Here is a 22,968-nt window from a genome sequence, read left to right on the forward strand (position 1 = left end):
GGACCTCGCCGGGCGTCTTCATTTCGCGGCCGTTCCCCCGCCCGCCCTCCGGCCCGGCGCCTCGCGGGCGGGCGTTCCGTTTCCAGAATTCGTGGCAATTCCCAGCTATGCTGCACCCGCTCTCCCGGTGGCCGAAGGGGCCCGGGATGGAAGAAGGATGGGCCGAGCATGAAGAGCACCGCGGAGTGGCTGCGTCACCTGGCTCGTCCAGGTGCACTGGAGCTGGCCCTGCTGACGGGGCGCACGCCCATGGTGAAGACCGGGGCCGGCTTCGAGTCGGTTGACGACACCCCGCTCACCACGGAGGTGCTGCAGGCGCTGCTGCAGGGCCTGGTGGGCGAGGCCCGTGCCGCCACCGTCTCCGAGAAGCCCAGCCAGTGGGCCCTGCGTCTCGAGGGCGTCGGCGCCGTCGTCGTCGGAGCCCTGCGCCGCGGCGACGCGCTCAACGTGCGCATCGTGCGCAACGAGCCCCACGCGGCCACCCCGCCCCCACCCGCCGCGAGTGCCCCCGCCCCCGCCGCGAGCGCCCCCCCTCCCGCGCCCGCCGCGAGTGCCCATGCTCCCGCGCCCGCCGCGAGCTCCCCCCTTCCTGCTCCCGCCACGCGAGCTCCCGCCCCGGCCGCCTCCGCCGCGCCTGCTCCCGCCGCGCGTCCGGCGCCCTCCCCCGCAGGCCCGCCCGCCAAGAAGGCCGGGATGCAGATCCTCCCGCCCGAGCAGCGCGAGACGGCCGCGCCAGCGCCCCCCGCGGACAACATCCCCCTGCCGGACGAGGTGCCCGCGGCCGAGGTGCCCCAGGGCCCCCGCATCGTCGTGCGGCCCGAGTCCGCGAGAGACCTGGGCATGCTCCTGGAGGACGCGCGCCAGGTGGGCGCCAGTGACCTGCACGTCATCGCCGGCCGCCCTCCCCTCTTCCGCCTCGTCGGCGAGCTGCTGTCCCACGGAGAGCCGCTCCCGCCCGAGGTGGTGGAGACGATGCTGCTGCCCCACGTGCCCGCGCGGCTGCGCCCGGTGCTCGACCGCGACGGCAGCTGTGACTTCTCGCTCGACCTGGCGCAGGCGGGCCGCTGCCGCGTCAACGTCTCGCGCCAGCGCACCGGCTACAAGGGCTGCTTCCGCCTCATCTCGCGCCAGATTCCCACCCTCACCTCGCTCGGCCTGCCCACGGACATCGCCAAGGCCACCCACCACCACCAGGGCCTCATCGTCGTCACCGGCCCCTCGGGCCATGGCAAGACGAGCACGCTGGCGGCCATCGTGGACATCATCAACTGCGAGACGAGCCACCACGTGCTCACCGTGGAGGACCCGGTGGAGTTCGTCCACCCGCGGCGCAAGGCCCTGCTGAGCCAGCGCGAGGTGGGCACCCACACCAAGACGTTCGCCAGCGCCCTCAAGGGCAGCCTGCGCGAGGACCCGGACGTCATCCTCGTGGGCGAGCTGCGCGACACCGAGACGGTGCGCATGGCGCTCGCCGCCAGCGAGACGGGCCACCTGCTCATCTCCACGATGAACACGCCCAGCGCGGCGAAAACCATCGACCGGCTCATCGACCTCTTCCCGCCGGGAGACCAGGCCCAGGTGCGCATGACACTCGCCAGCAGCCTGCGCCTCATCGTCAGCCAGCGGCTCATGCCGAGCGCGGACGGCCAGCGCCTCGTGGCCGCCGCCGAGCTGCTCCCCGGCTCGGTGGCCCTCGGCAACCTCATCCGCGACAACAAGACGTACCAGATTCCCTCCCTGCAGCAGCGCGGCAAGTCACTAGGCATCGTGCGCTTCGACGACTCGCTCGCCGAGCTGGTGCGCTCCGGCAAGACGACGCTGGAGATCGCCAAGGGCTACGCCGAGAGCCCCGACGAGCTGGAGGCCATGGTGACGGGCAAGCGGCCCGGCGCGCCTCCCGAGCCCCCCGCCTCGCCCGACGGAGCCAAGCAGCTGCTGTCCAAGATGGGCGGCCTCCTCAACCGCAAGAGCGCCTGAGCCATGAGCACCGTTCCGCGCATCGCCGTCCTCTTCGACAAGCTCCTGGAGAACAAGGGGAGCGACCTGCACCTGAGCATCGGCCACCCGCCCCTGGGGCGCATCCGCGGCCAGCTCACCGCCCTGCGCGAGGCCCTCCTCACCCAGGCCGAGCTGGAGACGCTGCTCTTCGAGCTCACCAACGCCGAGCAGCAGCGCCAGATTACCGAGGAGCTCGACCTCGACTTCGCCTACAGCTACGGCACGCGGGCGCGCTTCCGCGCCAACTACTTCCACAAGACGACGGGCATCGCGGCCGTCTTCCGCACCATTCCCAGCAAGGTGCTGTCGCTGGCGGATCTCAATACGCCCGAGGTGGTGCGCAAGCTCTCCGAGCGCCGCAGCGGATTGGTGCTCGTCACCGGCCCCACCGGCAGCGGTAAGTCCACCACGCTGGCGGCGATGATCAACCACATCAATCAGACCCGCTCGGCGCACGTGCTCACCATCGAGGACCCGGTGGAGTTCGTGCACGAGTCGGCGAAGAGCCAGGTGACCCACCGCGAGGTGGGCGTGCACGCCTCGAGCTTCGCCAACGCCATCCGCTCGGCGGGCCGCGAGGACCCCAACGTCATCCTCATCGGCGAGCTGCGCACCAACGAGACGATGAAGCTCGCGCTGCAGCTGGCCAGCTTCGGCGTGCTGGTGATGGCGACGGTGCACACCAACAGCGCACCGGCCACCATCGACCGCATCATCAACTCGTTCCCCGCCGAGGAGCAGCCACAGGTGCGCGGCATGCTCGCCGAGGGCCTGGTCGGCATCGTCGCCCAGCAGCTCATCCGCACCGCGGACGGCAAGGGGCGTGTGGCGGCGCTGGAGATCCTCATCGGCACGAGCGCCATCGCCTCGATGATTCGCGAGGGGAAGGTGTTCCAGATCGCGAGCAAGATGCAGTCGAGCCAGAACCTGGGCATGCAGACGCTGGACATGCACCTGGAGAGGCTGGTGGCCGCCAACACCATCACCGCCGAGGCGGCGATGGAGAAGGCCCAGGACAAGGAGGCCTTCGCGAAGATCCTCCAGCGGCTCAAGCCGGAGTACGAGGTGTCCGAGTTCGATTCCGGGGAGCCGGGCGGCTCGCACTGAGCCCCACGCGGCTCCGCACCGGGGCCCGGAGGCTACTGCTGCTCCGCCGTGACGTCCGAAACGCGGGTGGCTGTCAGGGCTCGCTCGAACCACTGGTCGAGGAGCGCCGGGTCCCTGCACGCCTGGATGAGCTTGCGAGAGTTCTCATCCACGGGCACCCCGCGCACGGTGAGAATCCGAACGATGTCCTCGGCTCGCCCTTCGAGCCTGCCTTCGACCCTGCCTTTCTGACGGCCCTGTTCGATGAGTTCCTCGCCAACGGTCATCATCAGTTCCTCCGTTCTCTGAGCACCCGCCACGGAACGTAGCACTTCCCGCGTGACCCCACGTGCCGCCTTGTCCCCCACCTGTAAAAGGTAACGAACGACCACGCGCAGGTTATCGAGTCCGTCGGGAGCGGCGTGAACCTCCGCGAACAGCGCCGTCCAGCTCGGGAGACGGTGGCTGAGTTCCTCGGAACGGCCGTAACGCAAGACGAGAAACGCCAGCCGCACCAGCGGCGGCCCCGGGCGTGACATCAACGCCTCCGCGCGCTCGGCCGTCAGGTCATCGAGCAGGAACTCGAAACGCGGGACGAAGGTGAGCCAGTGCTCCCGCTCCTCGGCTTCATCCGGCAGCTCGAAGAGTTCTTCGACCCGTCGCGGCGCCGTCCAGGCGCCCTCTGGCCCGTGGTACATGACCAGGGGGACAATCACCGGAAGCCGCTCGCTCTCCGGGTGCTCCTTGCGCCAGTGCTCGGCCTGCCGGACCACGTAGCGGAGCATGCGCAGAGCCATCCACCGGTCCACCGACGACTGATGCTCCAGCAGGATGTAGAGCAGGAGCTGCTGCCCGCCGCGCAGACGCGCCGAGAAGAGCAGGTCGCTCTGCGTCTCCCTCAGCTCCGGATCCACGACGGAGCCGGGCTCGCGGCGCAGCGTCGACCAGTCCACCCGCGATACGACGTCCGGAGGCAACACGGCGCGCAGCTCGGCCTCCGCCCGCTCGGGCTGGCCCCAGGTGAAGCGCACGAAGAGATCATGAGGACCGGGCATCGTGAGCGAGGCCCGAGCACGCGGTATGCCAGCGCGGCCTCGCAGAGGACTCACCGCAAGACCCCGTCCGCTCCGGCTCTCCGCGTCCCGCGCGAGAGACGCTCAGAAGTCGACGTCGTCCTCGGGCTCGGGCGTGACCGTGTACGTGCCGTTGAACCAGGCACCCAGCGCCTCGAGCTGGTCGATGCGCCGCGCCGGCGGAAGGCTCGTGAGGAAGGCGCGCCCGTAGTTCTTCGTCACGATGCGCCGGTCCAGCATCGCCACGATGCCCCGGTCCGCCCTCGTCCGGATGAGCCGGCCGAAGCCCTGCCGCAGCGCCAGCGCCGCCTGCGGCAACTGGTAGCCACCAAAGGCCTCCTCGCCCCGCGCCTCGAGCTGCCGGATGCGCGCCGCCACCACCGGATCTCCCGGCGAGGCGAAGGGCAGCCGGTCGATGATGACCAGGCTCAGCGCGTCCCCCGGCACGTCCACGCCCTCCCAGAAGCTGTGCGCCGCGAAGAGCACACTCGGGTGCTCGCGGAAGGCCTCCAGCAACTGCTGCTTGGGCCGCTCACCCTGTAGCAACACCTGGTACGGCAGCCGGTTGCGCGCGAGCGCGTGCGCCCGCTCCATGTTGCGCAACGAGGTGAAGAGCACGAAGGCCCGGCCTCCCGTCACCTCGCACAGCCGGATGATCTCCTCCGCCGCCGCCTCGATGAACCCCGGGGCCGCCGGGTCCGGCAGGTGCGTGGGCAGGTACAGCGCCGACTGCTGCTCGAAGTCGAAGGGGCTCGGCACCGAGACCGTGCGCACGCTCGTCACCGGCACGCCCTCCTCGTCGTACAGCCCCATGCGCCTCGCGAAGAAGTCGAAGCGCCCCTCCGCCGCCAGCGTCGCCGAGGTGAACACCACCGTGTCCACCCCTCCGTACAGCCGCTCCTGCAGCTCCCTCGAAATCTCGATGGGGCTCGCGCGCAGGAACACGCCCCGCCCTCGCGCCTCCGCCCAGTACACGTGGTCGTTCGACTCCACCTTCTCCAGGAACGACAGGTCCGCCACCAGCTCCGCGCACCGACGCGTGAGCAACGTCAGCTCCGGCTCGCGCTCCGTCGTCGTGAACGCCGACAGCGCCGAGAGCGACTCCTTCACCTGCTCGATGGAGCCCGACAACAGCGCCAGCCGCTCGGGGTTGAGCGCCACCGCGCCCTCGTGCTCCTTGAGGCCCAGCACCCGCGGCGCCTGCGAGAAGAGCGCCTCCGAATGCGTGCGCAGCCGCACCACCAGCGAGGACAACATCCCGAAGCGCGAGTCCGTCGTCGGCAGCGTCCCCAGCGCGTCGCGCACCAGGTCCTCCAGCCGGAAGCTCGACACCGAGTGACCGAAGTGGCTCCCCGCCGCGTCCTCCAACGCGTGCGCCTCGTCGAAGACGACCGCGTCGTACTGCGGCAGCACGCCCTCGCCCCGCTGGCCCCGGCCCCTCAACGCCAGGTCCGCGAAGAACAGGTGGTGGTTCACCACCAGCAGGTCCGCCGACTCCGCCGCCCGGCGCACCCGCGTCACGAAGCAGTTCTCGTACACCGGGCACTTCGAGCCCAGGCACGTGTCCGACGTCGTCGACAGCCGGCCCCATGCACTGAAGGACTCGGGCAGCTCCAGCTCGCTGCGGTCCCCCGTCTCCGTCCGGCTCGCCCACGTCTCCAGGTGCTTCCAGTACCGGCCCTCCTCGCGCGTGGCGAACTGAGGATCCTTCCGGAACGCGTCGTAGCGGTGCAGGCACAGGTAGTTGCTGCGGCCCTTGAGGTACACCGCCTCGAAGGACAGGCCCATCCGCTCGCGCAGCAGCGGCAGATCCTTGAAGAAGATCTGCTCCTGGAGCGTCTTCGTCGCCGTGGACACCACCACGCGCCGGCCCGACAGCAGCGCCGGCACCAGGTAGGCCAGTGTCTTGCCCGTGCCCGTGCCCGCCTCGGCCAACAGGTAGCCCCGCTCGTTGAAGGCCTTCTCCACCGAGCGCGCCATCTGCAACTGCTCCGGCCGGTACTCGTAGGCCTCCAGCGCGCTCTGGAGCGCACCACCAGGGCCGAGCAGCGTATCGACGGACAGGCGAAGCGAGGGAGCGGGCAAGGACATTGCGAGGGGACGCAGCGGAGGGAGGGGCACGCGAGGATAACAGCGCGACGCTCGCTCGTCGGGTTTTGTGACGGTGCGGCTCGCATGCCCGCCTGGTGGGCGGGAGACGGCCGTCGGCCCCTACTGCGCGGGCGGGTACTTCTGCAGCTTGCGCTGGAGCGAGCGCCGGTGCAGGCCCAACCGCCGCGCCGCCTCGGAGATGTTGCCGCCACAGTCCGCGAGCACCCGCTGAATGTGCTCCCACTCGGCGCGCGCCAGCGTGGGCGGCTGGAAATCCTCCGTCACCTGCGCGGCCTCTCCCGGGCCTCGTGAGAAGGCGAGCAACAGGTCATCCACGTCCGCGGGCTTGGGCAGGTAGTTGAAGGCGCCCAGCTTCACCGCCTCCACCGCCGTGGCGATGCTGCCGTAGCCGGTGAGGACGATGATGTGCGTGGACGCATCCAGCGCGTGCAGGGCCCGCACCAGCTCCAACCCGCTGCGCCCCGGCATCCGCAGGTCCACCACCGCCAGCTCGGGCGACTCGCGCGTGGCCAGCACGAGCGCCTCGTCATGCGAGCCGGCGGTGCTCACCTCGAAGCCGCGCTCGCGGAACGCACGTGCCAGCCGCTCGCGGAACACCGCTTCGTCATCCACCAGCAGCAGCGTGGGAGCATGGCCGGGCGTCGGGCTCGTCATGGGGCTAGCTGCACCCGCGAGGCCCCCGCAGGCAACGCGGCGGATTGTCGCAGCCCCCCCGCGGGCCATGTCAGCACCACCGTCGTCCCCTCGCCCGGTGCCGAGCGCAGCACCAGCCGGCCGCCCAACTGGTCCAGCACCGCGCGCGTGAGGAAGAGCCCCAACCCCATCCCCTCACCCGGGGCCTTGGTCGTGAAGAAGGGCTCGCCCGCCCGCGCGAGCACCTCGGCCGGCATGCCCGCCCCCGCGTCCTCCACCGTCAGCCGCCACCCCTCCGGCTCGCGCACCAGCTCCAGCCGCACCCGCCCCTCCTCCCCCGAGGCCTGCAGCGCGTTCTTCACCACGCCCCGGATGGCCCGGGCGAAGGCATGCGCCGGGACGAGCTCCCGCGCCTCCCTGGCCCGCGCGTCCACCTCGGCCCGCACCCGCTCGCGGCCTGGCAGCCCCGCCAGCGCCTCCTCCACCAGCGCCGCCGCGGAGAGCGGCACCATGGACTCGCCCTGGCTCGCCCCCGCGTCCGAGGCCATCTGCGTGAGGATGTCCCGGCAGCGCGCCACCTGCTCGCGGATGAGCCGCACGTCCTCGAGCGGCGAGGCCTCCGCCCCGGTGCGCGCCAGGTGCCGCTCCAGCTCCCGCGCCACCACGGCGATGGTGGACAGCGGCGTGGACAGCTCGTGCGCGGCGCCCGCGGCCAGCGTCGCCAGCGCCGTCAGCTTCTCGTGGCGCGCCGAGGCCGCCCGGGCCGCCACCAGCTCCGCCTCGCGCACGCCCAGCGCCCGCGTCACCCGCTGCACGAAATAGACGATGAAGCCCGCCGCCAGCGCGAAGGCCACCCACATGCCCTCGAGGTGCAGCCGCATGTCATGGATGTGGTGCTGGGGTGACGAGTCCACGAAGAGCGCGCCGAAGCACGACACGGCCAGCCCCGCCAGCGCCCACGTCCACCCCGCGCGCAGCACCACCGCCGCCAGCGCGATGTGCACTACGTACAGCGCGCTGAAGGGGTTGAAGGGGCCGCCGCTCAAGTCGAGCAGCACCGTGAGCACCACCACGTCCAGCGCCATCACCGACCACAGCAGCCCCTCGCGGATGGGGTGCTCGCGGCGGGCCCACAGCCCGAGCGCCCCGTTGCTCGCCGCCGCCACGGCGATGGTGGCGAACAGTGGCCCCAGCCGCTGCTCCATCCCCAGCCCGAAGTGCACGCCGAGGACGAGCGCCACCTGTCCGACGATGGCGCCCCAGCGCAGGCGCAGCAGCCACGAGAGGTTGATGGCGTGGGCGTCGCGCACCGGCTACGGAGCGCCACCACTCATCAACATGCGCTTGACCTGCGCGCCGATGAGCACCGCCGCCACCATGAGGAAGAGGAAGAGCAGGCCCAGGCCCGCCATCCGCAGCTTCGCCCGCTTGTCCGGCGCATCCGAGGGCGTGAGGGCCGAGCCCGCCGAGGCCAGCCGGAGCACCTCCTCGCGCCCCCGCTTCGCCATGGCGTCCTCGGGGTTGCGCGCCAGCCGGATGCGGTAGAGCCGGCCCAGCCCCGCGAGCTCTCCGCGCTCCGACGCCAGCGCGAGCACCTTCTCGTGGGCGCCCTTGCTCTCCCACAGCTCCACCACTCCCAGCCACGTGGAGGCGACGGTCGGCGAGGGACGGTGCTCTTCGATCCGGAAGCGCGCGTAATCCAGTCCGCAGAAGGGACACACCACCGCGCCGTCCTTGCGCGGCCCGATGCACTTGGGGCAGTAGCCCGGCGGCGGCATGAAGGGGTCCTCCGACGACGAGGACGAGGGCGCCGCGGCCATCCCAGGAGACGAAGAGGGCTCGGACGGCACCACGCGCAGCTGCGTGGTCGAGGCCCGGGCCGGTATCACCTCCACGGGGACCGGCACGGGCGCGGGCGCGGGCGTGGACGCGGCGGCGGACTCGCCTCCCGACGTGCGCGACTTCACGTCCGACAGCCGCAGCACCATCAGGTTCGACGCCGCCGCGGCCTCCGACATCGCCAGGCGGGGCGTGGGCGCCGGGGTCGAGCTCTTCGCCGCCACCGGCTCGGGCGCCGGGGCGCGCTCGGGCTCGGGCACGGAGATCTTCACCGGCGCGGAGGAACTCCGGGCCAGCAGGGGCTCGGGCTCGGGCACGGGCGTCTTCGCCTCGGGCCCCAGCACCGGCGCCTTGCCCGCCTCGCCCTCCTTCGCCTTGCGGCGCGCCTCCCGGGCCTCGTTCTCGATGGCCGACAGCACGGCCGCCGGCACCGCGATGCGCCGGGTGGGCTCGTCTTCGATGGGGTCGGGCTCGGCCTCGTTCTCGCCGAGCATGATCAACGGCTCCCCCGCCGACTTCGACCTGGCCGGGGCCGGCGCGGGCTCCGCTTCAGCGTCGGGCGCGCAGCGCATCTCCACCTTGCAGCGGGAGCACTTGAGCACGAGCAGGCCGAACTCCAACCGGAACGACGCCGGTGGAACGAGCCGCTCGCAAGCCTCACAGAAGTACTTCACCAGATCACCATTCGGATGGGCACGGGCATCGCACACCCCGCCAGGGCGAGGAAGCATACCGCGCAAACCAGCTTCCGCCCGAGTCCCAAAGGCTCGGCTGGCTGGGTCACCTCCGGGTGACCGAATCCCACCACCTTGGTGGCCACCAGCAGCCAGACGCCCCAGGTGATGGTGTAGAAGAGGGTAAGGAAAAGAAGCACCAGGGCCATGACCTTGCCCACCCACCGGGCGTGCTTGCCCCAGAGGGCGAAGGCCAGGTGTCCACCATCGAACTGGCCCACCGGCATGAGGTTGAGCAGCGTCACCAGCAGGCCGAACCAGCCGGCGATGACCGCCGGGTGCTCTTGAATGTCCTTGCCGGCCGGCAGGTGGCCGAGCACCAGCCACTTCAGCCCCCGCATCAGCAGGCTGTCGCTGAAGACGATGGCCTGATGGGAGAAGACCTCCAGCGGCGGGGGGACCGAGCCGGGGAAGAGCTTCTCCCGGGCCCACTGTACGAGCTCTCCCGCCAGGTTCCACAGGGAGGTGTCGCCCGGGAAGGAGGCATGCACCGGGGGCGCGTCCACCAGGGGCGAGTGCCCGAGCCCCCAGAGCAGCACGGGCAGGGCCACCAGCAGGCCCGCGAGCGGCCCCGCGGCGCCAATGTCCACCAGGGCGTTGCGCGTGGGGATGCGGCTGCGGATGCGGATGACGGCGCCCAGGGTGCCCACCCCGAGGTAGGGCAGCGGGATGAAGTACGGCAGCGAGGCGTCCACCCCGTGCAGGCGCGCCAGCAGGTAGTGCCCCATCTCGTGCGAGCCGAGGATGGCCAGCAGCGCGGCGCTGAACGTCAGCGCGTGGGCGAGCCGCTCCCCGTCCGGCAGCGGCCCCATGGGGAAGGCCTTGTCGAAGGTGAACGAGGTGGTCCCAACGGTCAGCACGAAGAGCAGCAGGTGCAGCCAGGGGCGGTTGGCGGTGCGAACGGTGGCGCTCTCCATGACAGAGGGGGGTAGCAACGCCCCCCCGGTATTTCAACGCGGGGGCACGCGGCTGGACACCTCCCGATACTCGCAGGATCCATTGCTTGACTTGAGAGGCGCCTTTGCTACGACACGCCCGGTAACTCGAAGACTCATCGACCCGCCGGGAGCACGGTCACCCAACCGGTCAGCGTCCCGTGCGTACAACTGAGAGGGAATCACACGATGAAGAAGGCCATTGTTTCGGCGATCCTGGCGAGCAGCCTCGTGGCGTGCACCAGCGTGGAGACGGCCGTCGTCTCCGGCAACGAGGTCGCGGCCACCGGTGGCCAGCCGATCGCCGTCGTCCAGGGCACCGCCCTGGGCCTGACCGCCATCTTCCACGTCATCGACCTGGTGCAGAGCGACCTGGACACCGTGGTGAACAAGCTCCTGGTCTCCGAGGCCAAGGCCATGGGTGGCAACAAGGTGCAGCTGCTGTCGGCCAGCACCACGCCGCGTCACGGCATCTTCGCCCTCACCGGCCTCATCATCGGCTTCCCCATGTCCCAGGCCACTGGCGTGGCGGTGAAGTAGTCAGCCTCCGCCGTTCGACCGTAGTGTGCGAAGGCCCCCTGGCGACAGCGGGGCCTTCTGCTTTTCGTGCTCCATGCGCCATCGCCTCCTGCCCCTGTTCCTGCTCGCGCTCGCCGGCTGCCGCCGCGGGGACGAGTCCTCCGCCCTCCTCTCCGACGCGAAGCAGCGCCTGGCCGCGCGTGACGGCAAGCTCACCAGCTACGCGCTGGCGGGCAGCGCGCACGAGGGCGCCCAGACGATGGACTTCCAGTTCGCCTACCGCGCCCCGCAGAGGATGCTGGGCACGCTGGGGGCGCCCACCTCGCGCACCTTCGCCTGGGACGGCGAGCACCTCACCGAGCGCAACGACGCGGCCAGGCGCCTCGTCACCTACGACAACGGCGGCCTCGCGGCGGAAGCGCGCACGGGCCTGCTCACCGCGCTCTTCACCCCCTTCGTCCCCGAGGGCTACCGCGCACCGCTGCTGCCGGGCCAGGGCGTGAGCGCCCGCCGCACCGAGCACCCGCGCGGCCCCGAGGCCGTGGAGCTCACGGTGAAGCCCGCGGGCACCGACGTGGAGGTGACGTACGTGCTGCGCTGGCCCACCCTGGACTTCCTCGGCAAGCGCACCCGCAGCGGCGAGGCCACCGCGGAAATCCGCGTCGAGGAGGAGCAGTGCGAGCAGGCCCTCGGCCTGTGCGTTCCCCGGAGGTTGACGCAGTGGAGCGCGGGCCAGCAGGTGGCGGAGACGCGCCTCACCCGCGTGGAGCTCAACCCCACCCTCCCCGCCGAGACGTTCACCCTCGCCGCGCCCGAGGGTTACGGCGTTGAGACGAAGACGCTCGCGGCGTTGGGCGTGCAATAGCGGGCCCGTGGGGTTGTACCGCCTGGGAGCCATCCCCACCTTCCCCGCCGGGAAGGAGTGCGGACAGCATGCCCCTGGTGCAGAACGTCATCTTCGATGTGGACGGTACGCTGGTGGACTCGGTGGACGAGCACGCCGAGGCCTGGAGGCGCGCCTTCCTGGAATTCGGCCGGGACGTGCCCTTCGCGCACGTGCGCAGCCAGATTGGCAAGGGCGCCGACCAGCTCCTGCCCGTCTTCTTCACCGACGACGAGCTGGAGAAGTTCGGCCAGGAGCTGAGCGACTTCCGCTCGGCGCTCTTCAAGCGCGAGTTCATGCCCAAGCTGCGTGCCTTCCCCAGGGTGCGCGAGCTGTTCCAGCGGCTGCGCCAGGACGGGCTGCGCCTCGCGGTGGCCTCGAGCGCCAAGGGCGACGAGCTCGAGTTCTACCTGAAGCTGTGCAACATCCAGGGGCTGACGGAGGGCGAGACGTCCAAGGACGACGCCTCGAAGTCCAAGCCGCACCCGGACATCTTCGAGGCGGCGCTGGAGCGGCTGGGGCGGCCAGAGCCGCACAGCACAGTGGTGATTGGAGACACGCCCTACGACGCGCTGGCGGCGAGCAAGGCGGGCATTGCCACGGTGGGCGTGCTGTGCGGCGGCTTCCCCGAGGAGGACCTGCGCACCGCGGGCTGCCGCGCCATCTACAAGGACCCAGCGGACCTGCTGGCCCACTTCGACACCTCGCGAGACACCTGGCCGTGGGCCGCCGACGCGGTGGCCGCCGCCAAGGACGACGAGTCGCGCTGAGGCCTACGCGAAGCCGAGCTCCTGCAGCAGGGGCTCCAGGGCCGCGCCGAGCCCGTGGCGGTTGCACACGTCATGCAGCTCGGCGAGATCCATCTGGTCCCGGTTGCGCTCGAGCAACTCCGCCACGTCCGCCTTCGATTTGTACCCACCCGCGTAGAGCTTCAGCGCGATGAGGTGGGGCAGGCTGACGACACGCAACGGGCTCTCGGGACTCAGCGGTATCCTGGCGTCGCGGAGCGCCTCCCGAGCCAGCACGGAACAATCCCGTGCTCCAGGCCAGGGGTTGTAGAAGTTCACGACCTCGATCGGCTCGAAATCATCACCCGTCACGCGCAACACGCCCCCGAGTGCATCGTCGGGGTCAGGTGCCTCGAACCGCGCGTCGAAGCCCTCTCTCCCAAGGGCTTCTTCCACACGACGAAGCCTGGGGAAGGGCTCCGTATTGATCGCCAGGTCGAAGTCCTCGGTGTAACGGGGGTAGAGGTGAACCGCCAGGGCCGCCGCGCCGATGACCGCGACTTGCAGCTCATGCTGTTGCAGGACTTCGGCAACCCGTTCGGCCACCTGGATCGTGCGTTCCTGCCGATTGATGGTGTTCGATTCACTCACTTGCGCTTCACATCCCCCGCCTGCGGGCGTTCGGGTACCACTCCCATGAGGCGCCTCCGCTCCTTGAGCGAGAGCGCGAGCAACACACGTTCCCGGGGAGACATCGCGGCCAGACGCTCGAACTCGCGCCGCCGCACGGCGTCCGCGCTCTTGCTCGGCCTCTGACCATAGAGGCCTCGGGTCGTCGGACCGTCACTCATGGAGCAACTCCCTCGCATCACCATCCGAGTAGCGCCCCATGCACGGGTGCAATACGGGTGCAATGCAGTGCGCTACCGACACAATCTAGTGCCGTACTGACTCGGATGGGGTGTCAGAGAGAAAAAATCCCGCCCGCAACCATTTCGCGGGACCCGGGTTCATGAAGCCGAGGCCGGACGCCACCCCTCGGAGAAAGCTCCATGATGGCCGAGGACGTGGACACCTCCACCCAGGCCCCCTCGGATGGCTCGGGCGTCTGTGACTTCGGCGCCCGCCGCCAGGAGGTGCTCGAGAAGTACGACACCAACGGCGACGGCCGCCTGAGCACCGGGGAGGCCCTGCCGCCGCGCCAGGAAATCCAGCGCCGCATCATCGAGGGCGCGGACGCGAATTGAGCCCCCGGCCCCTCGCTCCCTCCCCAGACGCACGAGCGCTGGAAGGCACTGGCCTCGAGTCCCATGTACTCCTGGCTCCCCTGCTCGCTCGTGCACACCTTTGTCGGCAATGGCAGGCGAGGCTTCTCCAGATACCGCGCTCACCGCGCCCACCAGGCGCCGTGCCCTCGACGAAGGGCCGGCGCTGCTGCTCGTCAACAACAAGTGCCGCATGGGACGCGAGGCCTTTCCCTCCACGCTCGCGGCGCTCGAGGCGCACGGCATTCCCCTCGCGGCCTGCCACCGGCTCTCCCGCCGCACGCGCACGGACGAGCTTCTCCGCGAGGCCCTCGCCAACGGCGTGCGGCGCATCCTCGTCGGCGGCGGAGACGGCACGCTCAACAACATCGTCCGACACCTGCTCGGACGCGACGTGACGCTGGGCGTGCTGCCGCTGGGCACCGGCAACGACTTCGCGCGCTCGCTCGGCATTCCTCCCACGCTGGAGGCCGCCTGCGACATCATCGCCGCGGGCTACACCGCCCGGGTGGACGTGGGGCTCGCCAACGGACGGCCCTTCCTCAACGCGGTGAGCCTCGGCCTGGCCTCGGCCATCGCCAGGCGGCTCACGCCCCGCTTCAAACGGCGCGTGGGCAAGCTGGCCTACCCCGTGGCCGCCGTCGCCGAGCTCTGGGAGCACCAGCCCTTCCACGTGAAGCTCGTCACCGACCGCGGAGAGATGGAGCTGGAGGTGCTGCAGCTCGTGGTGGGCAACGGGCGCTACCACGGCGCGGGCAACATGGTGACGCCGGACGCCACGCTCGATGACCACCGGCTGGATGCGTACACCATCGCCGCGCCCTCGGCCGAGTCCGGACGCGAGGGCACGGGGCTCGGGCACATGCAGGACATGTCCACCCTGGCGCGCATCGCGCTGTCGCTGCGCCGGGGCGAGCACGTGAGCCACCCGGCCGTCACCTCGCTGCGCAGCTCGCACCTGTACGTGGATGCGCAGCCCGCGCAGGACGTCAACGCGGACGGAGAGCTCATCGGCCACACGCCCGTGCGCTTCGAGCTCGCGCCCGCGGCCCTCCGCGTCTACGCGCCCGCGCCCACCCGGCACTGAGCTGGGATTTCGGGTGGCGCTCGGATTGCGACTAGGCTCTCCCATTGGCGGGGCTCGTGCTCGTCCCGCCCTCCCCCCGGAGCAGCCCGTGCGCCAACGTCCCCTCTTCCCGCTCCTGGTGGCCGCTGTCCTGTCCGTGGCGGCGCTCTTCCTGCTGTGGCATCGCAGCGGGCAGCCAGAGGGACACTCGGGCACGGCGGCCGCGGTGGTACGGCCCTCCTCGCGCCCGGGCCACTCCGACAACGCCTCCACCCGCGTTGCGCCGCGCCCCACTCCGCCGCTCGACACGCCCGCGACCCTCGCCGATGGCAGCTTCGTGGTGCGGGTGACGGCCTCGGGTGCCCCCCTCTCCCGGGCCACGGTGCGTGCCTGGGCGAAGGGGCCGGAGGACAGCTCGGGCCAGCCCTCGTGGCGCCGCGCGGGCGAGGGCACCACGGCCGAGGACGGCACGCTGCGGCTGCCCGCGGCTCCGGGTCTCTACCTCCTCACCGCTCGCGCCGAGGGCCATGCGCCCGCGCGGCGCGAAGTGGCCCGGCCCATCGGCGAGCCGGAGACGGTGGTGGAGCTGGCCCTGCCCGACGGTGTCTCGCTGCGGGGCCGCACGGTGGCCGAGGGCCATGACGAGCCCGTGCCCCTCGCCGAGGTGACGCTGCGCCCGTACACCGAGGCAGGCCCCTCGGCGCGGGCCCACGCACTGCCCGAGGAGGTGGCGGTGGCGACGAGCGACGCGCGCGGACGCTTCGACTTCACCGGGCTCGCGCCGGGCCGCTATGAGCTGGTGGCGGAGGCTCCGGGCTTCAGCCGCCGGACGATGCGCTTCGTGCCGGTGCCCGCCTCGGGCGAGCTGGTGGTGGGCCTGTGGGCGGCCTCCACGCTGGAGGGCTTCGTGCTGGGCGTGGACGGACAACCGGCGCCGGACGCGGAGGTGCGGGTGCTCGGCGGGCCCTCGGACTTCCGGAGCACCACCGGCGCGGGCGGCGGCTTCTCGCTCGAGGTGTCCAGCGGCACGTATTGGGTGATGGCCCGGAAGGGCACGCGGGTAGGGCGGGCTCCAGGCTCCATCGTGGTGGCACCGGGAGAAACAGCGCGAGGCCTCACGGTGCGGCTCGGGAGCGCCGGGCACCTGGAGGGCACGGTGACGCGCGGAGCGGACGCCGGACCCGTGGAGGGCGCCTCGCTCGTCCTCAGCCCGGCCGGCGCGGGCGGCGAGTCGGGCCGCGCACGCACGGACACCGCGGGCCACTACGCCCTGGAGCTGCCACCGGGGGATTACGACGTGACGGTGTCGGCACCGGGCCACACGGACACCTCGCGCGAGGGGCTGGTGGTGCAGGAGGACCGCTCCACCGTGGCGGACTTCCGGCTGGAGGGCACGGCCTCGGTGGAGGGCACGGTGAGCGACGCGCGGGGACAGCCCCTGGCCGGAGTGGCCGTGCGCGCGGGGCTGCTGCGAGGCGGCTCGGGCGAGGAGCACTTCACCCGCACCAACGCGGCGGGGCGATTCGTGCTGGAGGGGCTGCCGGTGGGCACGGTGCGGGTGCGCGCGAAGCAGGACAGCTCGGCCGTGTGGGCGAGCCGGACGCTCCCGCTCACCACGGGCACACGCGGCCACGTGGACTTCACGCTCTCGGAGACGGGCATGGTGATGGGCCGGGTGACGCAGGCCTCGGGCGCGCCGCTGTCCGAGCCCGCGCTCGTGCGCGCGATGGCGAAGCAGGGCCAGGGCGGCGTGCTCGACATGGGCCTCACGGACACGGACGTGGAGGGCCGCTACCAGCTCGAGCTCCCCGCGGGTGTCTACCAACTCACCGCCGTGCTGCCGGGCGCCAGCTACGCCTTCTTCAACGTGGACGACCCCGCGGTGACGGTGGAGTCCGGCGCCACGGTGACGATGGACCTCACGCTGCTGGACGAGCGCGGACTGCGGGGCGTGGTGCTGGAGCCCTCGGGCGCGCCGAGCCCCCATGCCCTCGTCGTGGCGACCCAGGGCGGCGACTTCCCCTTCTCCGTCACGCAGGAGGCGAACGACGAGGGCCACTTCAGCTTTCCGCCCCACGGCCAGCCCACCGCGCTGACGCTGCAGGCGTACAACGCGGGCCGGTTGAGCGAGCCCGCTCCCGTCAGGGATGGCTCGAGTGAACAGCGCCTCCAGCTCCGCCCCTCGGCCACGCTCCGGGGACGCGTGGTGGCCCGGAGCGGCGCCGTGCCGAGCGGCTTCACGCTGCGCCTGTTGAACGCGGATGGCTCGGCCCCCGAGTGGGCGCGCGACACGCAGCGGACCTTCCCGGGCAGCGAGTTCCTCCTCACCGATGCACCGGGCCAGCCGCTGAAGCTGAGCGTGCGCACCACCGATGGGCGTACGGGTGAAGCCTCGGTGAGTCTCGCTCCGGGACAGCGCGCGGATGTGGAGGTGCCGCTGACGAGCGGTGCGGCCTCCGTTTCGGGACGCGCGGTGTGGAGCGGCTCGGGCGCACCGGCGCAGGGCGTGGGCCTCTACCTCGACCACGCGCCGGGCCCGTCGGCCGATGCACGCACGGGCCCCGATGGACGCTTCCGCCTGGAGGACGTGACGCCGGGAGCGCACACCATGCGGCTGCTCGCCCCCGATGGCACACCGGAGGAGCGCTCCGTCACGGTGGCCACGAGCGAGGCGGTGGACCTCGGCGACGTGCAGGTGGCCCCACGCAAGGCGGACAAGGGCAGCGTGGGCGCGGGCTTCAGCGAGGACCGTGGCCAGGTGTCCTTCGCGTGGCTGACGCCGGACGGGCCCGCGGCTCGGGCCGGAGTGCGCGTGGGAGACCGGCTGCTCACCGTGGATGCACTCGTGGTGCGCAGCCGCGCCGAGGCCGAGAGCCGTACGAAGGGCCCCCCAGGCTCGACGGTGCGGGTGACGCTGCGGCGCGAGGGCGGCGCGGAGCAGACGCTCCAGCTCACCCGGGCCGAGTGAGACTCACGGGTTGAAGCACGGGCCCGGTTACCCTCACCCCGACCCTCTCCCGGTGGGAGAGGGAGAGAGGCTCAGGCCTTGTCGAGCGCCAGCGAGAGCACCTGCGCGGTGAAGTTCACCAGCGGGATGATGCGCTGGTAGTTCATCCGCGTGGGCCCGATGACGCCCACCGTGCCCAGCACCTGCTCGCGGCTGCCGTACGGGCTCGCGATGACCGTCACGTCTCCCGCCGAGGAGAACTCGCTCTCGGTGCCGATGAAGATCTGCATCTCGCGCGCCCGCTGCACGCGGTCCAACAGCTCCAGCAGCTTGTGCTTCTCCCCGAGCGTCTTGAAGAGCGCGCGCATGCGCTCCACGTCCGCGAACTCGGGCTGCTCCAGGAACGAGCCCGTGCCTTCAATCAGCACCCGCTCGCCCGTGTGCAGGTCCGTGGCCGCCGCGCCCAGCTTGAGCGCCTTGGCCGTCAGCGCGTTGTAGAGCGCCTGATCATGGTCCAGCTCGGTGCGGATGCGCTCGCGCGCCTCTTCCAGCGTCACCTCGTGCAGCAGCTCGGAGAGGTAGTTGCTCGCCTTGAGCAGCTCGTCCGAGGTGACGGGGAAGTCCACCGTCAGCACCTTGTTGTGCACCTGGTTGTTCTGCCCCACCAGAATCGCCAGCACCCGGTCCTCGCGGAGCCGCACGAATTCAATCCGGTGGAACACGGCCGCGTCCGGGCGCGGCGTCACGACGACGCCCGCGTGCCGGGTGAGCGAGTGCAACAGCCGCGAGGCCTCGGCGAGCATCTCCTCCATGCCCGACTCGTGTGCCAGCCCGGCGTGGATGAGCTCCCGGTCTCTCGGCGCGGGATCCTTCAGCCGCACCATGGTGTCCACGTAGAAGCGGTAGCCCCGGTCCGTGGGCACGCGGCCCGCGGAGGTGTGGGGCTTCTCGAGGAAGCCCAGCTCCTCCAGGTCCGCCAACACGTTGCGCAGCGTGGCCGAGGAGACGTCGAACTCCGGCTTGCGCGCGAGGTGTTGGCTCCCGACGGGGCCACCCGTGGCGATGTATTCCTGTACGACGGCGCGGAGGACTTCCTTCTCGCGCTCACCCAGCTCCTCGGACATCCTGCCTCACGCTCCCCAATGGCGTTTCGCCTACGGTCGGCGAAAACATCGAGAATGCCCTGAAAGATTAAGAAGGTGGAGGGGGCGGTTCAATCCCCCGGCAGCAGGGCAGCGCTCCAGCATGGCGCGCCAGACCCCACCCGCCCAGGGAGCGAGCAAGGGAGCCCCCCGCCCCCGCTACCTGCCCCCACACGGCTCAGGGCTGCCGAGTGCGGCAGGCGCGGTCCAATTCATTGATAAGCCCGGGGTCCATGGCGCGCGCCGTACCCGGGGACAGGGTCCTGAAGTGCCGGCAGCGCTCGGCCGGGTTCTTCTCCTGCTGGAAGTAGCGCGTCATGACGGCCGCCGCCTCGGCCATCCGCCCCTGCTTCTGGTGCAGGCGCTCCAGCTCGAGGTAGGGCTCCACCGGGACGGGGTTCTCCTGAATCTGGCGCTCCAACTCCTGGACGGCGGCGTCGTCCTGGCCCTGGCGCTCCAGCTCCTGGGCGTGCTCCAGGCGGGGCGTGTCCGCGCACGCGGCGCGAATCTCCCGGACCCGCTGCGCGAAACGGGCGCCGATGCGCTCGTAGGGGTCGAGGTCCACCGTCTTGAATATCTGGCAGCGCTGCGCGCGGCTCTCGTCGCGGGTGGCGTCCCAGACGGCGTCGTACACCTCCGCCGCCTCGCGCACGTGCCCGAGCTCACCGAGCTTCTTCGCGAAGCGGAGGTCCTCGAACGCGTCCGCCCGCTCGCGGGCCGGGTGGAGCGAGAGGTGGAGGCGGTACTCGCGCATCGCCTCGTCCACCTGGCCCCGCTCCAGCAGCGACCACGCCAGGTCCTTGTGGGCATCGGGGTGTTTGGGCTCGAGCGCCACGGCGCGCCGCAGCAGCCGCAGCCGGGTGTCCGGGTCTCGCGTCAGTCCACTGAGCCCGTAGTAGGGCCGGGGATCCTGGACGCCCTGGTCCACGAGCTGCTGGTAGAGGGCGAGCGAGCGCTGGCGGAGCCGTGCGCGTTCGGCGCTGCCGTCGGGCTGGCGGAAGGCCTGGTTCCACACGGCCTCCGCGAGCGCGAGCCGCGCGTCGAGCTGGCGCGGGTCATCCCGCACGACGGCCTCGAGCTGGCGCACGGCCTGTCCGCACAGGGCATCGTCGTAGGTCTCGGACAGGCAGCCGGCCTGGAAGAGCCGCAGGGCCTCGAGGGCCGCCGCGGAGGGCGCGGCGGGGACGTAGGGCGAGGGGAGCGCGGGCAAGGAGGGCTGACTCCCGGCGCTCGGGGCCGGAGTGCTCGGGGTGCTCGGAGCGGGAGGCGTCGTGGAGGAACCGCCCGTACCGGAACCACCGGTGCCGGGACGACTCGTGGAGGAACCGCTCCCGCTCGTGGCGGAACCGCTCGTGGAGGGACCACTCGGAGTCGGCGTGCTCGGAGTCGGCGTGCTCGGAGCCGGCGTGCTCGGAGCCGGTGTGCTCGGAGCCGGGGTGCTCGGAGCCGGGGTGCTCGTGACGGGAGTGCTCGGGGCCGGCGCGGGCTGGTGGGCACAAGCCGAGGCCAGGAGCACGGCGGAGGCGAACAGAGGCAGGGTGTAGCGACGCATGAGCAGGCTTCCTTTCCGGACCTCAGCGCTCGACATGGACGTGGTCTCCCGAGGGGCTGTCACACGGCAGGAAGAGGGCGGCCCCCTTCTCGGTGAAGGAGTTGCTCGCGCCCACGAGTGCGTCCCCGGCGGCTTCGACGACGCACATCAACTGCGCCGACGTCTTCCCGGGCACGGTGCTCAGGCGCGGGTCGATGTCCAGCGCACGTCCCTGGGTGTGGAAGCTGTTGAGGACGACGGAGCCGGCGGCGCGGTTGCGCTGCGGGTTGCGGAAGGCGCTGCTGACGATGTCCGCCAGCTTCATCTGCGCCCCCCGGTTGTTGGCGCGCGTCTCGGCGATGCCATTGGGCCCGGCGAGGATGGAGCCATTGCAGCGCCCGCCCATCCGCACGCCCACGCAGACATCATCCCCCTGGGGATCCGTATCCCCGAGCGCCCCCACCGTGAGAATGGGCGCTCCGGGAGACACCACCACCGTGCCCGGCGTCAGGCCGCGCGTGCCCACCGGCTTCTCCTGCACGTCGTTGTTGAGCAGCGCGTTGACCCGCTCCTGCATCTGATCCACCAGGCTCGCCAGCCCATTCGTGTTCTTCTGGGCGATGACGCTGTAGTTGCCGGTGTTGAAGGTGGGACGGCTGGGGATGGAGATCTGCGCGCGGCTCGGCCGGAAGCTCGTCCCGAAGTCGAGGTACTCCTGCCGCAACACGTCCTCCGTGTCCTGACGCAGGAAGGTGGTGGAGGGCAGGCGCACCTGGAGCGTCTTGCCGTTCTCCAGCAGCAGCGCGGCCACCAGCTCGTACTCCAGCGGAGGGTTGGGCGTGCGGCTGCCGGCGGTGCCCACGCGCGAGAAGGCGCGGAAGACGGCCTCGGGCCCCTCGCTCGTGGTGGGGTCCGCGTCCGCCGTCTGCGGCCCCACCGGCTGGAGGTGCCACTGGATGTGCTCCTCGAGCCCCTCGCCGCCGCGCACGCGGCCCTTCACGGAGAGGGGGTCGCCCGTCACGAAGGAGGTGCCCGGCGCCTTCTCGCCACCCCCCGAGCCGCTCACGGAGAGACTGGAGACCTCCAGGGTCACCTCCTCGCTGCCCAGCTTCGTGCTGTCGTGGCCCAGGGGCGCCGGCTCCACCGGGCCGCCCGAGCCGCCTGTCCCGGCATCCTCCGCCGCCGGGCGCTTGGAGCACGACATCCCCCCCAGCGCGACGCCGAAGCAGGCGAGTCCCACCCGCCAGCCAACCCACCGCTTCCTCATGTCCTGTTCCCTCCGCCGGCACCCTAGGTAGGAAGCAACCGTCAACGCCTCCATCGCCCCCGGGGACGGCTGTCTGGGAAAAGACGCCCCCCGTGCGGGATGTGAGCCAGCCAGCCGAGCATCGCCCCGCAGGGTAGGCCGAGGGAGTACATCGCGGGCGGCGAGTCCTGGCGTTAAAAGCGCGGCGCCTTGTCCACCGCCACCTCTTCGATTCCCGCCGCCACGCTGCCGGCGGACGCCACGCCCGCGGACAACCGCCGCGGGATGCTCCTCTTCTGCCTCTTCGCGCTCTACGGGGTGTGGGGCTCGACGTACCTGGCCATCCACTGGGCGCTGGAGGGCGGCTGCCCGCCCTTCCTCATGGCGGGGGTGCGCTACACCGTCGCGGGCGGCATCCTCTATCCGGTGCTGAGGCTGCGCGGGTACGCCCACCCGTCGGTGCGCGAGTGGGGCGCGGGCGCGCTCATGGGCTTCCTGCTGCTGGTGGTGGGCAACGGCTCGGTGGTGTTCGCGCAGCAGTGGCTGCCCTCGGGGCTGGTGGCCATCGTGGTGGGCAGCGTGCCGCTGTGGGCCTCGGTGTTCGCGGGCCTGCTCGGCCAGTGGCCCGGGCGCGCCGAGCGCTGGGGCCTGGCCATCGGCTTCTGCGGCCTCATCCTGCTCAACCTCGGCAGCGACCTGAGCGGCAACCTGTGGGCCGCCTTCGCGCTGCTGGTGGGCCCGGTGAGCTGGGCCTTCGGCTCCGTCTATTCGCGCCGGCTGCCCCTGGCGGCGGGGCTCATGTCCACCGCCACGCAGATGCTCACCGCGGGCGCCATGTTCCTGCTGGTGAGCACCCTCAAGGGCGAGCACCTCGCCGCGCTGCCGCCTCCGCGCGCCCTGCTGTCGGTGGGCTACCTCATCGTCTTCGGCTCGCTGGTGGCCTTCAGCGCCTACGGCTACCTGCTGCGCAACGCCCGCCCGGCGCTCGCCACCAGCTACGCCTACGTCAACCCCATGGTGGCCGTGCTGCTGGGCACCTTCCTCGCCGGCGAGTCGCTGAGCACCTGGGGCTTCCTCGCCATGGGCGCCATCCTCGGCGCGGTGGGACTCATCACCCGCTCCAAGCGCTGAAGCCCCAAGCGCTGAAGCCCCGGCGTCAAGCCCGAGTGTCGTCACGATGACGTGAAATCCCCCCGCACTTTCGGGTGCGCGAGGGGACTGTCACGCCGCG

21 protein-coding genes are annotated in these 22,968 nt (G+C 71.4%); 10 read left to right on the forward strand and 11 right to left on the reverse strand.

Annotation, left to right across the window (positions count from 1 at the left end; all coding sequences use genetic code 11):
- The first annotated feature begins 168 nt into the window (after nt 1-168).
- Both ACJ8AN_RS30795 and ACJ8AN_RS30800 read left to right on the forward strand, forming a co-directional pair.
- Nucleotides 169-1,977, forward strand: coding sequence for a type IV pilus twitching motility protein PilT (locus ACJ8AN_RS30795; RefSeq protein ID WP_407759096.1), 1,809 nt, complete (start codon nt 169-171; stop codon nt 1,975-1,977).
- 3 nt (nt 1,978-1,980) lie between these two features.
- Complete coding sequence (locus tag ACJ8AN_RS30800) at nt 1,981-3,105, forward strand: type IV pilus twitching motility protein PilT (RefSeq protein ID WP_407759097.1); 1,125 nt, start codon at nt 1,981-1,983, stop codon at nt 3,103-3,105.
- Between the two features lie 32 nt (nt 3,106-3,137).
- Here the strand turns inward: ACJ8AN_RS30800 and ACJ8AN_RS30805 are convergent, their stop codons facing one another.
- The 6 genes from ACJ8AN_RS30805 to ACJ8AN_RS30830 form a co-directional block, all read right to left on the reverse strand.
- Nucleotides 3,138-4,139, reverse strand: coding sequence for an Rpn family recombination-promoting nuclease/putative transposase (locus tag ACJ8AN_RS30805; RefSeq protein ID WP_407759098.1), 1,002 nt, complete (start codon nt 4,137-4,139; stop codon nt 3,138-3,140).
- Nucleotides 4,140-4,241: 102 nt separating this feature from the next.
- Nucleotides 4,242-6,248, reverse strand: coding sequence for an ATP-dependent DNA helicase (locus ACJ8AN_RS30810; RefSeq protein WP_407759099.1), 2,007 nt, complete (start codon nt 6,246-6,248; stop codon nt 4,242-4,244).
- A 120-nt stretch (nt 6,249-6,368) separates the two neighbouring features.
- Nucleotides 6,369-6,923, reverse strand: coding sequence for a response regulator transcription factor (locus tag ACJ8AN_RS30815; protein WP_407759100.1), 555 nt, complete (start codon nt 6,921-6,923; stop codon nt 6,369-6,371).
- Nucleotides 6,920-8,212 carry an ATP-binding protein gene (locus tag ACJ8AN_RS30820; protein ID WP_407759101.1) on the reverse strand — a complete coding sequence of 431 codons (1,293 nt, stop codon included), beginning with the start codon at nt 8,210-8,212 and terminating at the stop codon, nt 6,920-6,922. Before ACJ8AN_RS30820 ends, ACJ8AN_RS30815 begins: the two co-directional genes overlap by 4 nt.
- Nucleotides 8,213-8,215: 3 nt before the next feature.
- The gene (locus ACJ8AN_RS30825) at nt 8,216-9,415 is read right to left on the reverse strand and encodes a hypothetical protein (protein ID WP_407759102.1); all 1,200 of its coding nucleotides are present in this window, start codon (nt 9,413-9,415) and stop codon (nt 8,216-8,218) included.
- Nucleotides 9,412-10,392: a site-2 protease family protein gene (locus ACJ8AN_RS30830; protein WP_407759103.1), complete on the reverse strand. Its 981-nt coding sequence runs from the start codon at nt 10,390-10,392 to the stop codon at nt 9,412-9,414. Before ACJ8AN_RS30830 ends, ACJ8AN_RS30825 begins: the two co-directional genes overlap by 4 nt.
- Nucleotides 10,393-10,599: 207 nt before the next feature.
- On the opposite strand from ACJ8AN_RS30830, the gene ACJ8AN_RS30835 reads away from it, so the two are divergent.
- From ACJ8AN_RS30835 to ACJ8AN_RS30845, 3 genes are all read left to right on the forward strand, one after another.
- Entirely contained in the window at nt 10,600-10,950 is a 351-nt protein-coding gene (locus ACJ8AN_RS30835; protein WP_407759104.1) for a hypothetical protein, read from the forward strand.
- A 73-nt stretch (nt 10,951-11,023) separates the two neighbouring features.
- On the forward strand, nt 11,024-11,794 hold the full coding sequence (locus ACJ8AN_RS30840; protein WP_407759105.1) for a hypothetical protein: 771 nt from the start codon (nt 11,024-11,026) through the stop codon (nt 11,792-11,794).
- 74 nt (nt 11,795-11,868) lie between these two features.
- A complete protein-coding gene (locus ACJ8AN_RS30845; protein WP_407759184.1) occupies nt 11,869-12,582 on the forward strand; it encodes an HAD family hydrolase in 714 nt (237 codons plus the stop codon).
- A gap of 3 nt (nt 12,583-12,585) precedes the next feature.
- Here ACJ8AN_RS30845 and ACJ8AN_RS30850 read toward each other — a convergent pair whose 3' ends face one another.
- Both ACJ8AN_RS30850 and ACJ8AN_RS30855 read right to left on the reverse strand, forming a co-directional pair.
- The gene (locus tag ACJ8AN_RS30850; protein ID WP_407759106.1) at nt 12,586-13,191 is read right to left on the reverse strand and encodes a nucleotidyl transferase AbiEii/AbiGii toxin family protein; all 606 of its coding nucleotides are present in this window, start codon (nt 13,189-13,191) and stop codon (nt 12,586-12,588) included.
- Nucleotides 13,188-13,391 carry a hypothetical protein gene (locus ACJ8AN_RS30855; protein WP_407759107.1) on the reverse strand — a complete coding sequence of 68 codons (204 nt, stop codon included), beginning with the start codon at nt 13,389-13,391 and terminating at the stop codon, nt 13,188-13,190. Before ACJ8AN_RS30855 ends, ACJ8AN_RS30850 begins: the two co-directional genes overlap by 4 nt.
- 201 nt (nt 13,392-13,592) lie before the next feature.
- On the opposite strand from ACJ8AN_RS30855, the gene ACJ8AN_RS30860 reads away from it, so the two are divergent.
- The 3 genes from ACJ8AN_RS30860 (at nt 13,593) to ACJ8AN_RS30870 (ending at nt 17,839) form a co-directional block, all read left to right on the forward strand.
- A complete protein-coding gene (locus ACJ8AN_RS30860) occupies nt 13,593-13,787 on the forward strand; it encodes a hypothetical protein (protein WP_407759108.1) in 195 nt (64 codons plus the stop codon).
- Nucleotides 13,788-13,896: 109 nt separating this feature from the next.
- Nucleotides 13,897-14,892: a lipid kinase gene (locus tag ACJ8AN_RS30865; protein WP_407759109.1), complete on the forward strand. Its 996-nt coding sequence runs from the start codon at nt 13,897-13,899 to the stop codon at nt 14,890-14,892.
- A gap of 88 nt (nt 14,893-14,980) precedes the next feature.
- A complete protein-coding gene (locus tag ACJ8AN_RS30870) occupies nt 14,981-17,839 on the forward strand; it encodes a carboxypeptidase regulatory-like domain-containing protein (protein WP_407759110.1) in 2,859 nt (952 codons plus the stop codon).
- A gap of 71 nt (nt 17,840-17,910) precedes the next feature.
- Here ACJ8AN_RS30870 and hrcA read toward each other — a convergent pair whose 3' ends face one another.
- Together hrcA and ACJ8AN_RS30880 are read right to left on the reverse strand one after the other, a co-directional pair.
- Complete coding sequence (gene hrcA, locus ACJ8AN_RS30875) at nt 17,911-18,942, reverse strand: heat-inducible transcriptional repressor HrcA (RefSeq protein ID WP_407759111.1); 1,032 nt, start codon at nt 18,940-18,942, stop codon at nt 17,911-17,913.
- A gap of 196 nt (nt 18,943-19,138) precedes the next feature.
- Entirely contained in the window at nt 19,139-20,170 is a 1,032-nt protein-coding gene (locus ACJ8AN_RS30880; RefSeq protein WP_407759112.1) for a tetratricopeptide repeat protein, read from the reverse strand.
- 127 nt (nt 20,171-20,297) lie between these two features.
- Between ACJ8AN_RS30880 and ACJ8AN_RS30885 the strand changes: the two genes are divergently transcribed.
- Nucleotides 20,298-20,504, forward strand: coding sequence for a hypothetical protein (locus ACJ8AN_RS30885; RefSeq protein WP_407759113.1), 207 nt, complete (start codon nt 20,298-20,300; stop codon nt 20,502-20,504).
- Between the two features lie 30 nt (nt 20,505-20,534).
- Here the strand turns inward: ACJ8AN_RS30885 and ACJ8AN_RS30890 are convergent, their stop codons facing one another.
- Nucleotides 20,535-21,758, reverse strand: coding sequence for a hypothetical protein (locus ACJ8AN_RS30890; RefSeq protein ID WP_407759114.1), 1,224 nt, complete (start codon nt 21,756-21,758; stop codon nt 20,535-20,537).
- Nucleotides 21,759-21,947: 189 nt separating this feature from the next.
- Between ACJ8AN_RS30890 and yedA the strand changes: the two genes are divergently transcribed.
- Nucleotides 21,948-22,868 (forward strand): drug/metabolite exporter YedA, encoded by a 921-nt coding sequence (gene yedA, locus ACJ8AN_RS30895; protein ID WP_407759115.1) that lies wholly within the window; start codon nt 21,948-21,950, stop codon nt 22,866-22,868.
- The last annotated feature ends 100 nt before the right edge of the window (nt 22,869-22,968 follow it).

This window comes from Archangium sp. (assembly GCF_045802675.1).
GTDB lineage: Bacteria > Myxococcota > Myxococcia > Myxococcales > Myxococcaceae > Archangium.

Bases quoted from the DNA above. Each gene is read 5' to 3' on its own strand.
- ACJ8AN_RS30795 (WP_407759096.1), top strand. From the start codon at position 169: ATGAAGAGCACCGCGGAGTGGCTGCGTCACCTGGCTCGTCCAGGTGCA.
- ACJ8AN_RS30805 (WP_407759098.1), bottom strand. From the start codon at position 4,139: ATGCCCGGTCCTCATGATCTCTTCGTGCGCTTCACCTGGGGCCAGCCC.
- ACJ8AN_RS30865 (WP_407759109.1), top strand. From the start codon at position 13,897: ATGGCAGGCGAGGCTTCTCCAGATACCGCGCTCACCGCGCCCACCAGG.
- ACJ8AN_RS30840 (WP_407759105.1), top strand. From the start codon at position 11,024: ATGCGCCATCGCCTCCTGCCCCTGTTCCTGCTCGCGCTCGCCGGCTGC.
- ACJ8AN_RS30890 (WP_407759114.1), bottom strand. From the start codon at position 21,758: ATGAGGAAGCGGTGGGTTGGCTGGCGGGTGGGACTCGCCTGCTTCGGC.
- ACJ8AN_RS30860 (WP_407759108.1), top strand. From the start codon at position 13,593: ATGATGGCCGAGGACGTGGACACCTCCACCCAGGCCCCCTCGGATGGC.
- ACJ8AN_RS30835 (WP_407759104.1), top strand. From the start codon at position 10,600: ATGAAGAAGGCCATTGTTTCGGCGATCCTGGCGAGCAGCCTCGTGGCG.
- ACJ8AN_RS30855 (WP_407759107.1), bottom strand. From the start codon at position 13,391: ATGAGTGACGGTCCGACGACCCGAGGCCTCTATGGTCAGAGGCCGAGC.
- hrcA (WP_407759111.1), bottom strand. From the start codon at position 18,942: ATGTCCGAGGAGCTGGGTGAGCGCGAGAAGGAAGTCCTCCGCGCCGTC.
- ACJ8AN_RS30830 (WP_407759103.1), bottom strand. From the start codon at position 10,392: ATGGAGAGCGCCACCGTTCGCACCGCCAACCGCCCCTGGCTGCACCTG.
- ACJ8AN_RS30815 (WP_407759100.1), bottom strand. From the start codon at position 6,923: ATGACGAGCCCGACGCCCGGCCATGCTCCCACGCTGCTGCTGGTGGAT.
- ACJ8AN_RS30810 (WP_407759099.1), bottom strand. From the start codon at position 6,248: ATGTCCTTGCCCGCTCCCTCGCTTCGCCTGTCCGTCGATACGCTGCTC.
- ACJ8AN_RS30800 (WP_407759097.1), top strand. From the start codon at position 1,981: ATGAGCACCGTTCCGCGCATCGCCGTCCTCTTCGACAAGCTCCTGGAG.